Source organism: Verrucomicrobiia bacterium (assembly GCA_035946615.1).
Lineage (GTDB): Bacteria > Verrucomicrobiota > Verrucomicrobiia > Limisphaerales > UBA8199 > DASYZB01.
This window is the reverse complement of the sequence record DASYZB010000159.1, coordinates 1-15,555: the sequence shown is the minus strand read 5'-3', so window position 1 is coordinate 15,555 and position 15,555 is coordinate 1. Positions and strand designations below refer to the sequence as shown.

Sequence of the window (15,555 nt, the reverse complement as noted above, 5' to 3'; positions counted from 1 at the left end):
GGTGGGCTCGACCATGAACGGGTCGATAAAGGCGGTGTCGGGGTCGGGCATGGCGAGCATGTCGGAGGCCTCGATGCTTTTCCAGCCCCGGATGCTCGAGCCGTCAAAGCCCAAACCCTCGCTGAAAATCTCCTCGGTCAGTTCGCGGATGGGACAACTGAAATGCTGCCAGGTGCCAAAAGTATCGACGAACTTAATGTCGATCATCTTGGCGCCGGTTTTCTTGGCTAATTCAAGTACGCTCTTAGGTGTGCTCATGAGGCGATTGTTCCCTTTTGATGCCATGTTGTTTCAAAGTTTTCTTCTGCCTTCCGCAAAAACATTAACCAACCGCTGCTGTGCTCCGCCGAGTCAAAAGCCGATTTCAACCGCGAGCGGACATCACCCGCCGCGCTCAGACCGCTTGCTCGCCGGTTTCTTCCGTCCGAATTCGGACGGCGTTCTCAATGGGGCTTACAAAGACTTTGCCGTCGCCGATTTTCCCGGTTTTGGCGGCCTTGACGATGGCATCGACTGCGCCGGTCACGATGGCATCTGCCAGCACCACCTCGATTTTGATCTTGGGTAAAAAATCGACGGTGTATTCACTCCCACGATAGATTTCCGTATGGCCCTTTTGGCGGCCAAACCCCTTCACCTCCGAAACCGTCATCCCTTCGACACCCAAACTCGAGAGGGCCTCTTTGACATCTTCGAGTTTGAAAGGCTTAATGATGGCCTCGATTTTTTTCATCTCATTCGTCGGTGTTGCAGAAACCGATACTAACACCCGGGGCAATGCTGTAAACAGGAATGTTGAAAAAAACTTTCGAGTTCATTGCGATTTATCTTGCACGCGCGCGCGCTTCCATGGCTCACCATTTTTCGCAATGAACATGTTTGGGATTGTAGCGCGTGCGCGGGCCAGGCTCCTCGCCGGGCAGGCCAAGAGAAATGACAGCCACCGGGATGATCGCGCGCGGCAGCGAAAGGAGGGAACATACCTGAGCGACGGCGGCTTGGCTTGGGTGCACCCCGACCCAGCAGGCCCCCAACCCGAGGACATGCGCAGCCAGCAGCAGGTTCTCTATCGACGCCGAGCAATCCTGCAACAGGAAGCTAAGCTGGCGGTCCAAGGCCGCATCCTGGTCTCCACACACGACGATGGCCAGGCATGCCGTGGGGAGCATGGCGCCTCCAGGTAATGCCCCCGCCAGCCGCGCCAGTTGCTCTCGTTCGCGCACGACGACAAAGCGCCACGGGTCCTTGGCCATTGCCGATGGCGCCGCCATGGCAGCCTGCAAGAGAGTGGTCACCGTCTCTTGAGGGATTTCGCCGGGGGCATACACCCGGATGCTGCGCCGTCCGAAAATGAAACTCAACGATTCATCGCTTGGTTTGTTCATAATCAATCCCGAATGCCCGGTCCTGTTCGGGTTCTTAGCATCCGCGCGTTCTTCCGCGGGAAACATCAGAGTGCCCCGAATGAGTTGCATGTCGAGACTCATCTCCTATCCTGCTGGCCCATGAACGTGATGCGTTACACCGATCGCGATTTCCTGCAACGCCGGCGCGCGCTGAACGCGGCATCGAGCCTGTTCGATCCGCTCATCGAGCAGCGCACCCGCGCCATTCTCGAAGACGTCCAGGCACGGGGTGATACCGCCCTGATAGAATTGACGCAACGCTTCGATGGGGCGCAGCTCAACCCGGAGCGCCTGGCGGTGACGCAGGCCGAATTGGTGACCGCTTTCCTTAAGGCCGATGAATCACTCCGCGCCGCTGTGGCTGAGGCGGAGAAGAACATCGCGCGTTTTGCCAGGCGCTCTTTGCGACAGGCCTGGCAGATGCCCAATTCGCATGGCGCCACTGTGGGCGAGAAGTTTGATCCCTTCCAGAGGGTGGGCATTTATATTCCGGGCGGAACAGCGCCATTGGTCTCGACCGCCCTCATGACCATTACCTTGGCCAAAGTGGCCGGGTGCCCCCAAATCGTCGTGTGCACTCCTTGCGCGCGTGATGGCAGCGTCAATGCCGCGCTTCTGTTTGCGGCGCGGGCGGCTGGGGCCACAGAGATTTACAGGATCGGCGGGGCGCAGGCGATTGGGGCCATGGCTTACGGCACTCAAACCATTGGGCAGGCGCAGAAGGTTTTTGGGCCAGGCAACGCCTACGTCGTGGCAGCCAAACGCCTGGTGCTCGGCTATGTGGCTATCGACCTGCTCCCAGGGCCCAGCGAATTGCTGGTATTGGCCGATGACACGGCCAATGCCGGGCTGATTGCGGCTGATCTCCTGGCCCAAGCAGAGCACGGCTCGGGTCATGAGCGCGTTTGGCTCGTTACGACTTCCGCCCGGCTGCTCAAAGGTGTCCAAAAGGAAATCGGGCGGCAACTTTCCAGCCTCCCGCGGCGGGAGCTGCTCGAAAAATCGCTGGAAAACGCCTGGTTGATCCAGGTGAAAGGACCGGATGAGGCGATTGAGCTTGCGAATGAACTTGCCCCCGAGCACTGCGAACTGATGATGCGCAACAGCCGCCGCTTAGCGGCAAGACTCCTGACAGCCGGGGCCATTTTCCTCGGGCCGTGGTCGCCGACCGTTCTGGGCGATTATGTGGCGGGACCCAGCCACACCTTGCCCACGGGCGGTGCGGGCCGCTCGTTCGCTGGTCTGACGGTGGACCAGTTCCAGCGCCGCACGAGTGTCGTCGAATACAGCCGCGCTTCACTTAAGAAAGCCCTGCCTGCCGTGCGGAAATTTGCCCAACTTGAGGGCCTCGATGCCCACGGGCGAAGCGCCGCAATCCGCTTTGAAACCCTCTGAGCCCCATTGGACCTGTTTTATGCCGCGAGCCGCCGTTTCCCAGCCGATAAGAGGCTGCGGGAGAGATTTGCGGCCCCCAGAGCGGCTGATCCGGCCACTGGTGCGAGAGCTAGACCCGTACGTGCCAGGCGAACAGCCGCGGATATTGGGCCTGATCAAGCTCAACACAAACGAGAACCCCTACCCGCCGGCGCCGGGGGTCCTGCGCGCTCTCAAGGCGGCTGCCGATGAGCGATTGCGGCTCTATCCTAACCCGGGGGCGGACGTTTTGCGGACCAAACTGGCGCGGCTCCACGGCTGCAGGCCAGACAACCTCATCGTGGGCAACGGGTCGGATGAGCTGCTGGCCTTGGCCGTGCGGTGCTTTGTCGAACCGTCGCGGCGATTTGGCAAATTGCATCGGCTCAGCAAGGCCAGCGTCCAATTCTTTGCGCCGGGCTATTCTCTTTACCCGGTGCTGGCGCGTATCCACGGCGCGCTGAGCCAGCCCGTCCCGCTCAACCCGGATTTTACCATGCCTGAAATCGCAGAACTCAAGCGGACACGCCAGTGGGACTTCAGCGCCGCTCTGACGTTCATCACGACGCCCAATGCGCCCAGTGGCCGCGCTTACCCAGTGGAGCAGCTCGATGCCCTCTGCCGCGCGCAGCAGGGAGTCCTTGTGCTGGACGAGGCCTACGTCGATTTCGCAAAAGAAAACACCCTCAGGCTGGCCCTGAAATATCCGCATGTGCTGGTGTCGCGCACATTCTCGAAGGCCTACTCGCTCTGCTTTCAACGGGTCGGCTATTTCATCGGCCATCCCCGCCTCATCAGCGCGCTAGGCAAAATCCGCGACAGCTACAGCGTCAATGGGCTCGGCCAGGTGGCGGCGGCGGCAACGCTGGATGAGCTGCCGTATTATCGCGCAAACTTTCGCAAAATCATCGCCACGCGCGACGCGCTTGCGGCCAAACTGCGCCGGCTCGGTTTCGAGGTGTTCCCTAGCCAAACCAACTTCATCTTTGCCCGCCCGCCGCGGTTTTCGGCAGGCGAATGGCTTGAAAAGCTGCGCCAAAGAAAAGTTCTGGTTCGCTGGTTCGACCAGCCCATGGCGCGCAATTTCCTGCGGATTACTATCGGCACACCGCAGCAAACCCGCGCGCTGCTGGAGGCAGCGCGGCACATCCTGCGCCCGGAGCGCGGCGCCGCTTATGAAAAACCCCGTTCTCCTCGTTTCGTGCGCTGATCAACGCGGATTGGTTCACGCCGTGACAGGCGTTCTGCTGCGCGCCGGCTTCAACATCGTCAGCAACCAGGAGTTTGTGGATGGAGAATCTCGCCGGTTTTTCATGCGGACCGAATTCGAAGGCGCCCCCAACTGCGGCCAACTGGAAGCGGAAATTCGCGGTACGTTGCCAGCGGAGGCGCAGGTGCAAGCGCGCCTGCCCACCCGGCGGCGCGTGGTAATCCTTGTCTCCAAAGAGCATCATTGCCTGGCCGACCTGCTGGTGCGCCATGCCTACGATGAACTGCGTGCCCAGGTGGTCGCGGTGGCTGGCAATCACCAGACCTTGCGCCCGCTGGTTGAGAAATTCGGCGTCCCGTTTTTCCACGTGGACAGCGCGGGCTGTTCCCGGCAAGGGCACGAGGCGGAGTTGCTGGGGCTGCTTGATCGATTTAAACCCGACCTGCTGGTTTTGGCCAAGTACATGCGGGTGCTCAGCCCGGCATTCGTCGCGCGCTGGCCCAACCGGATGCTCAACATCCACCACTCGTTTCTGCCGGCATTTGCCGGGGCAAAGCCCTACCATCAGGCCTTTCATCGCGGCGTCAAGGTCATCGGCGCCACCGCCCATTTTGTCACCGACCAACTGGATGAAGGCCCGATCCTTGTGCAACAGGTCATTCCGGTGGACCACACCTATGGGCCGCACGAACTGGCCCAGGCTGGCCGTGACGTCGAGAAGATCGTTCTGGCCAGGGCGTTAAGACTTGTGCTGGAGGAGCGCGTATTTCTCTGCGGCAAGCGCACCATCATTTTTGAGTGAACCGCATTACTGCTGAAAGCCTTTCCGTTTCCTGGTGGCGATTTCGAGGTAGCGCCTGGCCGCGGCATTGGCCGGGTCAAGCTCGAGGGTGGCCTGGAATTGTGTGATCGCCTCATCGAACCGGCCCTGTTGGGCCAGAGCCACCCCCAGGTTGAGGCGCCCTTGTGGATCATTGGGATTGAGCCGGACGGCTTGCTCGAAACAAGCGGCGGCCCCCTGCAGGTCGCCTCGCTTTGCCAACGCCACGCCCAGGTTGAACTGCGCGTCGGCAAATGATGGATTAGCGCGCAGCGCCTCGCGGTACTGTGCAACCGCCTCGGCCTCCTGGCCCATCGCTCCCAGGCAATTGGCCAAGGCAAAATGGACCGTTGCATCATCGGGCTTGAGGTTGAGCGCCTGGTGATACTGCTCGATGGCTTCGGCGTACTTCTGCTGCGAAGCCAGGAGATTGCCCAGATTAATGCGGGCGGCTGCGCTCTGCGGGTCAAATGCCAGCGCTTTCCGGTAATGGTCCTCTGCCTCAGGCACCTGTCCGTGACGGAATAAAAGCAGACCCCAATTGACGTGGACTTCTGCAAATTCAGGCTCAACTTTCAGCGCGTCCTTGAAAAGGCGAATCGCCTCGTCCGTTTTGCCTTCCTGCCCAAGAACAAGGCCCAAGCCGTTCATGGCTTCAAAGGAAGATGGGCGGAGCTGCAACACACGTCGATAGTCCGCCTGGGCATCCGCCAGCCTGCCCTGGCGCATGCTCACGTCCCCTAGTTTGAACCATGCATCAACGTAGTCAGGGACCAGTTCAGTGACCCTTCTCCACTGTTGTTCGGCGCTGGCCAGGTCGCCGGTCGCATTCAGCAAAGCGCCAAAGCGGTGGTGGAGGACCCAATCTCCAGGCCGGCGAGCCAGGGCTCTGCGGTAGATAGCCACGGCGTTAGACAGGCCCGCTGAGTCGTTCCTTGCGTCCAACTGCGCCTTTAAGGCCAGCCATTGCTCAACCAGGCGGTCGTGGTCCAGTTGGCCTGTAAAGGGCGGGTCATGCACGCGTTTCAACATCTCTTCCAAGACGGCGCGTTGGTCAAAATCCGTGTAGGCCAGCCGTTCGCCGCATTCGGCCTCCGTCAAAGTTTTGGCATTTGCCTGGACGCTTGCGCGCTGAGGTTCCGGGAAGAGCTGGAGGACCTCATCTGCCAGACCGCGCGCCAAACGGTAATTGCCATCGAAATTGAAATGGACATGGTCCCAAAAGCATTCCTGGCCTGGAATGCCGCCCTTGCAGGCATTGGTCAGTGTAGCTTCTGAATCAAAAAACTGAACACCAGCCTGCTTGCGGCTCGAACACACTTCGCGAAGGATGGCGTTCATTCGGCTATCAGCCCGGAAGCGCAATGCATCCAGGTCGCGCGCCTGTGCGTACTGTTCACGCGCCTTGACGACATCGCCCCAATCCAGCAGGCAGCGCGCCATTCGAAATCGCAACTCGGCGGAGCTGCCGTCGAGTTCGGCAGCCCGCGCGTACTGGGCGAGGGCGTGTTCGTAATTCTGTTGCCTCTCAAGCTCGACGCCGGCGTTTAAAGCGCGTTGCCACTCCGCCTGGCGCACCTCAGGCAAAGCCCTCTGATTCACTGAAGCAAACGGAGGACAATCCTTCAGATTCGAGCTGACCGAGCAGACGATCGTCTTGACTCCAGCCCGTTTTGCCGCCGAAAGGATGCCGGAAAAGTTGCTCCGAAAATCATCGTAAACCCGTTGGAGCTTGGGGTCATCGGCGCGGACCTGCTCGTGGACCATCATCTTCATCCCTTCCCACTGGGTGAATTGGCGGGAATGACCGGGCGCGTGCTGCCATAACGAGTCCAGTAATTGTCCCAGACGCGTTCGTTTGATGGCAAGGCCCGCTTGAATGAGGGCCATTGGCGGTGATTTTAAACCAAACACCGACGCCGCGCCGAATGGGCCAACGACTTCGTTGTTTCCCATATACAGAATCCAGATGTCGCCCTGGAACGGAACGCAATCCCTGGTTATGGGCAGGATGGCGTGCGAATTGATCGCGGTCATCCCCGTGTTGATGACCTCGAATTTTGTCCCGGGGCGGCGGCCTTCGAGTAATTCTCGCAGGATTCTGGAAAATCCATAAGCAGGGACCGGGTCTCCCAACGCGGCCGATTCACCAAAGACAAACACCCGGCAGGTTCCTGGCGGCTTGGCTATTGATAATCGGATTGGGTCGGGGGCTCGGGCCAGGCGGTGCGGAAAGAAACGGTAACCGAAGCGTTGGTTTTCAACAAAGGTGCCGGGTGGGGCGGTGGCTGCTCGCACAAAGAAATGCGTTGGGTAGCCCCAACCCACAAGCCGCAGCCCCAGTTCGATACCTAACAACAGAAGGACTGGCAGAACAAACCCCGCCACCCAACGGAAGATGCGCCGCCTGCGCACTGAGAGAGTCGAGGGCGCGCCGACTGAAGGCAGTTGAGCCGCTTTGGCCCCCTTCTTTTCCTTGGCGCGATTGGTCTTCATCCCAGCGGGACAGCCAGTTCACTGATTTTGACCATCCGACCTGAAGCGCAAATCCTGGTGGCATTGAACTTCCAACTCGCTCTATCGGCTGAGGTAGCGGCTTGCCAACCAACCCAAAACAATTTGCTGCCCGTCAGCATTTTCATTTCGCGCCCTTGAAATTCACTTGAACCTCGCGGGCGCCTTGCGGAACCGGTTCTTCCTGCCGCTTGCCGCCCGGCCACCGGACCCAAACCGCAGTGGGCGGCTCCGGGGTCCCCATCACCTGCACCGGGCTGTCCTGCGACCAATAGCCACTGCCGGCATGCACCTCGCGCGCCGCACCCCACCTCTGCCCAAAGCGCAAGCGCACCACAGCCCCAACCCCCGTTGGATTGCCCGCAGGTCCAACCAATTGCACCCGCAACCCGGGCTTGGCCCCTACATTATGATACAGCTTGGTCTCCCCTCCGTTCTGGCCCACTGCCAAATCCACTCGCCCATCTCCATCGTAATCGCATAGCGCGCTGCCGCGCCCCTCCCCATACACCTTCACCCCGCTCACCTGGCCAGGGACCACCTCAAAATGCCCTCGGCCATCGCCCCGCAACCACACCCCCCGCCCCCCGTCGTAGCGGGTTGTCTCCTCATCCACTCCAAAAAAATTCTGGCTCAGAAAAATGTCTTCGTTCCCGTCCCCATCCATGTCCCCCACACTCACACCGAAAGAAGGCGCGAACTGCGCCTCGCCGGGCAAAACCACCGCTTCGAAGCCGTCGCCGCGATTCAGAAACACGGTCGTTTCGAGCCAGTCGGCCTCCAAGACCTTGGCCTCTTTGGCATGGTCACCCAGAATCTCCTCGACTCCTGCCTCGCTATAGGCGGCGTGCGTTGCATAGAGCCCCCGAACCCAAGGCAGGCCACGGGCCACGCTGTTGAGCCCGCGCCAGGGCGCCACCTTGTTGAGTTCCGGCTCGTAATAGCCCTCGAGGATGCCTAACAGCCCGTCGCCATTCCAATCCCCGTAATAGACCTGCAATGGCCTGCCGGAAGCGCGCCCACGTTCATACTTGCTGTTGCTGCCCCAGTTGCTGGCCACGATGTCCAGACGCCCATCCCCATCGAAATCGCCCACAGTCACTCCATTCCACCAACCCCTTAGTTGCTCCATTGTTAGCTGCCGGGAGTCACCTCTTACTTTCACGCGCGGGTTCCAGGGTTTCAGAAGCCCGCGCTCATTATGAAATAACCGGATTGGCCCCCACTCGCATGCCAGCACCAGCTCAGGGTAGCCGTCCCCATCCAAATCGCTCCATACTGCGCCGCTGACCATCCCCACCCGCTCCAAGACCCGGGTATTGGCTTGGTCAACCACATACCGGTCGTTCTCTTTGCGATACAGCGTCGAACTGACCGCCGCTGGCCAACGCCCGCCCTCGACGCGGCCACCAACGAATAATTCCAATTTGCCGTCGCCCTTTACGTCACCAAACGCCAAAGGTCCCACACTTGCCAAACCGGTTTCGAGCGCCTCCGGTCTTTGAATACCTCCCGCCCAGACCCGGTAATCCTGCAGCCCATTGGTCCCGCCCGTCTCGTAATTGGCCTGCCCGACTACAAAGCCGCGGCTGCCATCGCCTGTAGCCCACCCCAATACCGTTGTTTGATCATCCTTAGCCCGCCCCATCAGCGCTACCGTGGGCAACCGCTGAAATTTTCCATGGCCCTGATTCAGAAAAATACCGGCCTGCCCTGCACGCCCGCTGCTGATTAAGAGGTCCTCGGCGCCATTCCCATCGACATCGCTCCAACTGACCCCAGGCCCTAATTGGCTGAGCTTGTGTGGCAACAAGGGCTGGCGCTCAAAATCATCATACGGCTCCTCGTGATGCGTGTAATGGAGCAGCCCGCTCACATCCTCGAAGATCGGCGCAGGCTCGGCCTTCTTTTCCGGCCACGACCCGGCTGCCCCGGCCTCATCAATCTCGTATTCCCGGTTGGGTTGCACCCCCTCGACCACACTGCGCTTGCCGCTGCGCCAGCGCACATCGATGCGCATCCGGTTGGTCAGGGTCCCGGCGGCAAAGACCCGCATCGCGTCATCGCAGGACAAATAGCGTCCCCCGCAGATCATCTCCTGGCTTTGCACCGGGACAGCCCCGCCATAAAGCCAAATCTTGCTGCCGATCCCGCGGGTATTGGCCCCCAACCCCTTCAGACGCACCGCTACCCGGGGCGCTATCCCATCATTGCGATAAACGCTGGCCTGGTCGTTCAGATTATTAACAATCACATCGAGGTCGCCGTCATTATCGAGGTCCGCGCAGCAAATCCCCTGGTTGACCCCCGAAAAGTTCAATCCCCAGTCATGTCCGACCTCCTTGAAGCGGAGATTGCCCAAATTCCTGAAAGCCAGGAGCGGGGAGTGCACTGGCGGATAGAGGAGTCCCAGGTGGCGGATTTGGTCGGCGGAAAGATTGCCTTGGGCCTGGCGTCGTTGGATTTCAGCATCGACATCGCCGTTCATGGAATCGCGATCATAACCTGGAGCCACCAGCACATCTTCATACCCATCGAGATCGACATCCAGGAAGAGCGTCGCCCAGGACCACGCGGAAGCTTCGATGCCGCTCAACTGCGCTATCTCAGCGTAGGTCCCATCCCCGCGATTCAACTGCAGCACGTTGCGTTTAAACTGGATGCGTTCATTGGGTTCGCCGGCACGGATGGTGACGGGCGACATGTGGGCGGCCTGGATCATCCTTTGGCGATGTTCCCGGCTCAACATATCGACCACGAGAAAATCGTCATGGCCGTCCCGGTTAATATCTGCAAAATCAACTCCCATGGAAAAGGCGCTCGAATTACGCACAGCCGTTGTGGGCATCGCGCGGAAATGACCATGCCCGTCATTGAGCCAGATGCGATCTGGCGTAAAGAGATCATTGCATACGTAGAGATCGGGCGCACCATCCTCGTTCATGTCGCGGAACATGGCCGACAGCCCTAAATCGCGCGGAGGCGAGTCGAGGGGTTTGCCCGCCTCGTCGAGGAAAGCGCCGTTAGTCCAGGATACGGGTGTAAAATGGCCTTGGCCGTCGTTGAGATAGAGGATGTCGGCCTGGCCGTGCTCGCGGATAGAGTGCTCGAAAGGGCTGACATCATAACGGCCCATTAAGTCGGTGCCGGCGACGGGCTTGCCATCGACGGCAGCAACAACTGGTTTCCCATCAACGACATGCAATGTAAAGCGCGTGTTGGGCTCATCCCCCAAGGCCGTCGGGGAATTGTTGTTGGCGACGTATAAGTCCAGCGAGCCATTGCCATCGACATCGGCCAAAGTCATTGTGGTAGCGCCGTACTTCCGGACGAGCCCCCGATCAGTGGCCTCATGAAAATGGCCTTTGCCGTCGTTCAGAAAGAGGCGCGTCCCGCCGCCAATCGAGTTGACTAGCAAATCCAGTGTGCCGTTGCCGTCCACATCAGCAAAAACCGCCCCGGTTGAGAATTGACCTTCACAACGGACACCGGCCTGGTCGGTGATGTCCTCGAAGCGCCAGCCTCCGAGGTTGCGATAGAGCCGGTTGCCGCTTTCCATGCCGCAAAAGTAGAGGTCGCACCAGCCATCGCCATCGACATCGCCTGCAGCAACGCCGGAACCTGCCAGGCGAAGCTGGCTACGCACGCCGCTTTCTTTGGCTAATAGGTTGGTGAAGAGAATTCCAGAAACCGAGCCAGGCACTCGCGTAAAGCCGGTCCGCCCTTCACTAGGAACCGGCAAAGCAGCGCTGCGGTAGCCTGGGCCATTCTCCCAAAGCAATGGGTCAGCGATGGCGGTGCTACCGCAAAGGACGAAGGCCACCATGAGCGCTTTTGAAAAGGAGCCCGAACCGCAACCAGGCAGTTGGCTTCTGGGGGAGGTTACCCGCCCTGGCTGCTGTTCGGCGCGCCCGGCCTCGAACGAGGACAGGAATGAGAGGGCATGGATTTTCAAAAGGTGCTTCAAGGCAAGTATTGGCACTTGAACCAGTTTAGCTGGCGCAAACTTTGAAGCAAACCTGAAGTGATGCCTGGAGGCCTGGACGTGTCGCGCCGGCTGGCACACTGAGCGGGTTTTTTAGTTGTAAATTGTCAAAGAACTGGACACCTCCAGGACAGCGGATGGGGGCTTGGAGGGCGTCCGAAAAATTTTGAAGTTTGATTTATGCCGCGGAACTCCGCGGATGCAAGCTCCATGACAGGGACGGTAAATCATGCTGTGGACGATTCTGTAGGTGAATTGGTGTCGATAGGTTACATGGGGAGGAGCGGCTTGGAGGCGCATCTGGTCTAAAGCGGCAGAGGACTGCCGCAGTCCAAGACGCTGGCGCGCCTGGCTGGCGGCGCCGGGTGCGATCTGAATGGCAATGTTTATAGTTTTTAGCCGTAATAGGCCGTAATAGGCCGTAATAGGCCGTAATGGCGTAATGGCGTAATGAGTTTGATAGATGGGGCCGCGTCCTGGTGATGGGCGGAGGGCAAAAAGGGGTGCGGCGCGGCTTGATTCGCCGGGGCGGTACGCAGGTCATAAGTTTGAGGACACAGGTCCTTTTCAGAGCTATCTGGCCGCGGCGACAATGCAGGCGAGGCCAGTGCGCATGCGACGCGCAGGCGCTGGAGAATTTAGCAGCATAATTCAGGCCATGAGTGGAGTAAGGGGTTCTAAATTTAACGTCAGAGCGAGTTTTGGAAATGGTGAAGAACGCCGCGTGAGGGCGAGGGGGGTAGGGAATTGCCGCGAAAGAACGCAGAGAACGCAAAGAAAGGGTTAAGGCTAAGGGCTGAATGCTAAAGAGCAACCGAATCGAACCCGCGGAATACGGGAAATACGCGGAAGAATCAGATGACCGTTTAGGGTTTGCGCAGCATCGCCTGGAATCCGTCTCGAAAAACAGAAAAGGGCCGGATTGCTCCGGCCCTCGTGAGTCAGTCTGGTGTCTATGCGCCCGTCATGGGCCTGCTTTATAGAAGACAGAGGCTTGGCCGCTGGTCTTGGGGTTCACTGGCCACGGACTGGAAGCGCCCGAGACAAGCGAGTAGGTGCCGTTGACCGTCGTCGAGGAGTACAGATGACCTGAATAGGTCAGGGTAACTGTGCCGTCGGGATTTGGAGTGAAGTTCAAGGTTGGTCCCGACGAGACCAGCGAGGTATCGCCAAAGCTGCGATAGGAAATCCAAGCTTCCCAAGGCATGCCGGTTGCGCTGTTTGTATCGTTGCCGTTTCCTATACCGGTATGGGAGACGGAGCCCATGCCGACATAGACAACCGATTGCAGCGGACCGGCGTTGGTGGTACCACTGGTCACAAAGCCAGCATGGTTCGTGTCGTTCAGGTCCACATCCTGAGCGAGGGCCCAGTTCACGCCGTTGGTGCCGCTATAGCCTTGGAGATGGTCGCTGCTGCCATCCGCGTTCCGCACGCGGGCAATTCGAATCCAGGCATTCGGATAAGCGGGGACACCGCCGCCGGGACCAGCAGTACCACCCCAGCCCTGGCTTGCACCTGGTCCGTTGTTCGATGTTTCACGCAGGGTCGGGTCTCCGGGCGCCCTACGGCAGTTGAATTCATAGGCATTGGCGCCGGCGCCGCTGCCGTCTTGCGCAGCCCCTTCCTGGCCACCGTAATCCACCTTGCAGAAGTAATGACGCGCCAGTTCCCAACCGCCGCCGTTGGTTGTAACCGGTCCTTCGCGGACCTCGATGGCGCCAGCAGTCCAGTTGTCGATGCCTTGGACATAGGCCACGCGCACAGACACGTCAAAGCTGTTGGTCTTGGGTTCCCAGATGAAATTCATTCCATCGGCGTTGTTCCAGTAGTCATTGCCGTTGACAAGGACATCGAGACTGCCCGAGCCCAAAACATTGACAATTGCAGGCAGCGCGGCTGGGTCCGGGTCGGGACCACCTGGGTCGGCGGCCGACGAGCCGATGTACGATTCGGTCATGTTGATGACGGTTCCTGTCACGTTGGTATTTGAAAGGACGTTGCCGTAGAGGTCCTTTACCCCGGCGACATTGAGGGTGAAGTTCGCATTGACCGGAGTGGCGAGGGTCAACTGGACCAGGTACTCACCCGGAGGATGATTGGCTAATACGCTCACAGCGGTTGGCGCCACACCATTGACTTTGTAGCTCGATGGATTGCCACCAGTGACAGGATCAACAGCTTTACTGAAGGTGATACCGGCTTGGGTGGCACCCACGAGAGCGCCGGCACCGACGACAGCGGGCGGGTTGGTATCGTTCACAACGGTCAGAACCGCGATGGCGCTGTTGCTGGAGACATCTGCAGCCAGCAACGTCACTTTGAACTGGGCGCCGTTATTGGTGAGGTCCAAAACGGGAGTAATGTACGAAGCGCTGTTGGCTCCAGGGATATTAGTGAAGGTGCTCGAGCCCTGAGGGGCTTCCTGCCACTGATACCAATAGATTGGCGGTGCTGCTCCGGAAGAGTCGCCTATATAGCCAGTGGTGGCCGCCACATTGAATGTCGCGGTGAAGCCTTGCGGGCGTGAAACATTCTGCGGCTGGTTGGTGATGACAATAAAGCCGCCATCCAAAGATGGCACGAAGGGCGCGAGGACGGGGACGTTAATGCGGCTTTGGGAACCTACCGCTGGATCGGGTTGGCCGACCAGCTTGTACGTTGCCCCAATGTCGGCTCCGCCGCCTCCTTGATGGTGCACAGCTTCAATGTAATACTGGCTGCCGGCAGTTAATGCAATTCCGCTGGCGAAAGGCACCGTCGTCCCCCCGTCAGGCGACCACTGGTCTGAACGCTTTTGCGGGATTTCGCGGGCCGCTGTTCCGCCGTCGTTCCCGGTCCAGTTTAAGTCTGCCGCCCAATCCACTTCCTGGGCAATGAGCCTCTTGTTGGCCGCTGTTGCGTCGGTGCTCAGGAACAAATCGCTGTCGTCATCGGAATCAACAAAAAACGTGTAGTTTCCGGATTGTGGGGCGACGAAAATTCCATTCAGTCTTTCTGCATAGTTAACACCATCGGCCGAAGGCCAGTGGAAAGAGCTCAAATTCCTGTGAATGCCAGGAGGGGTCGTATCATAGGTTCCAGCTTCAACGGAGGCCACGGTTCCGCCAAACCAGAGGTTCTCAGCGATTTCCGGCAGCAGAATCTGGTTGCCAACCGTAATAACCGCGTTGGAACTCTGGATGCTATTCACATTATTGGCCGCGATGACGTAGAAGATGGCGCCATTATCACCGGAGGCGATAGCCGGTAGTTGATAACTCGAGGCGGTGGCCCCGTTAATAAGAGTGGTGTTTTTATACCATTGGTATGAGAAAACCGGCCCCCTCGTGGCAATGGAAAGGACGACATTGGTATCCCCCACTAGAACGCGGCGATTGAACGGCTGCCTTGTTATGCTGACGGGAGCGGTGTTGGCCAAAGGCGGTCCAATATTGACTATCTGGATGCCTGAAATGCCAATACCGTCATTGCCCTTGACCCAACTGGCTACTGCCCCGATAGCGCCACGGCCATAGGTGCCCAAGTTACTGAATTTGACATAGTTGCAGACATTGGTGACGGCGGTGCTGTTGGGGTCGGTATTCGTCCCCTGAACGAACGTGTTCGTGTCATAGAACTGGTGCTGTTCGGTCACGTAATAAGTCGTGAGGAAATCCCAATCACTGACAGCCGCCTCGGTGCCGCTGCCATTCATGTCGGTATAGACGTACAAATCGTATTGGCCTTCAACCAGGTTGCTGAAGATTAACACTTCTGGGGTGCCGCCAGAGGCGCTGGCCTTCATAATCCCGTTCATCATGCGCGCATTGGGCGTCGTGAGGTTTGTGGGAGTCACATCATTGTACCAGCTATCGTCTGCCGCGAAGGTCAGCGTAACCGTAGTGAGCACCGCGGTGCTGTCCACCAAACCGAATGTCGTCCCGTTGTTGGCCGGGGTAAAGGAATAGGCATCATCAATCGGGTTCCAGTTCTGCTGCGGCACGACACCCGCAGTATCTGTTGTATTGAGCGGCGGACACCCCGGATCAGTGCCGGGCTGATCGGGACTGCCATCTCTGCCCTGGAACTGAACCGCAATTGAGGTCCCCGCATTGACCTCATGCACCGCAAGAAACGAAACCGCCGCCAATAGACTAACGATATACTGGGTTTTCATAGGATGCTCGGACTGAACTGCACGGCTTTGCGCCGGTCAATCTTTGTG

General features: G+C 59.0%; 9 protein-coding genes. 3 read left to right on the top strand and 6 right to left on the bottom strand.

Features of this window, described 5'->3' with window-relative positions:
* From VG146_23045 to VG146_23035, 3 genes are all read right to left on the bottom strand, one after another.
* Positions 1-258: glutamine synthetase (locus tag VG146_23045; GenBank protein ID HEV2395239.1), on the bottom strand; the 258-nt coding region annotated here is incomplete at its 3' end.
* A gap of 136 nt (positions 259-394) precedes the next feature.
* Entirely contained in the window at positions 395-733 is a 339-nt protein-coding gene (locus VG146_23040; protein ID HEV2395238.1) for a P-II family nitrogen regulator, read from the bottom strand.
* A 121-nt stretch (positions 734-854) separates the two neighbouring features.
* Positions 855-1,385, bottom strand: coding sequence for a nitroreductase family protein (locus tag VG146_23035; GenBank protein HEV2395237.1), 531 nt, complete (start codon positions 1,383-1,385; stop codon positions 855-857).
* 120 nt (positions 1,386-1,505) lie between these two features.
* On the opposite strand from VG146_23035, the gene hisD reads away from it, so the two are divergent.
* The 3 genes from hisD to purU are packed head-to-tail and all read left to right on the top strand — an operon-like array spanning position 1,506 to position 4,831.
* Positions 1,506-2,801 carry a histidinol dehydrogenase gene (gene hisD / locus VG146_23030; GenBank protein ID HEV2395236.1) on the top strand — a complete coding sequence of 432 codons (1,296 nt, stop codon included), beginning with the start codon at positions 1,506-1,508 and terminating at the stop codon, positions 2,799-2,801.
* A gap of 19 nt (positions 2,802-2,820) precedes the next feature.
* Positions 2,821-4,029, top strand: coding sequence for a histidinol-phosphate transaminase (hisC, locus tag VG146_23025; GenBank protein HEV2395235.1), 1,209 nt, complete (start codon positions 2,821-2,823; stop codon positions 4,027-4,029).
* Complete coding sequence (purU, locus tag VG146_23020; GenBank protein ID HEV2395234.1) at positions 3,995-4,831, top strand: formyltetrahydrofolate deformylase; 837 nt, start codon at positions 3,995-3,997, stop codon at positions 4,829-4,831. The genes hisC and purU overlap by 35 nt, the downstream gene beginning before the upstream one ends.
* A gap of 6 nt (positions 4,832-4,837) precedes the next feature.
* On the opposite strand, the gene VG146_23015 is transcribed toward purU, so the two are convergent.
* From VG146_23015 to VG146_23005, 3 genes are all read right to left on the bottom strand, one after another.
* Positions 4,838-7,345 carry a tetratricopeptide repeat protein gene (locus VG146_23015; GenBank protein HEV2395233.1) on the bottom strand — a complete coding sequence of 836 codons (2,508 nt, stop codon included), beginning with the start codon at positions 7,343-7,345 and terminating at the stop codon, positions 4,838-4,840.
* Positions 7,346-7,487: 142 nt separating this feature from the next.
* Positions 7,488-11,330, bottom strand: coding sequence for an FG-GAP-like repeat-containing protein (locus VG146_23010; protein ID HEV2395232.1), 3,843 nt, complete (start codon positions 11,328-11,330; stop codon positions 7,488-7,490).
* Positions 11,331-12,312: 982 nt separating this feature from the next.
* Entirely contained in the window at positions 12,313-15,507 is a 3,195-nt protein-coding gene (locus tag VG146_23005; GenBank protein ID HEV2395231.1) for a hypothetical protein, read from the bottom strand.
* Positions 15,508-15,555: the final 48 nt, after the last annotated feature.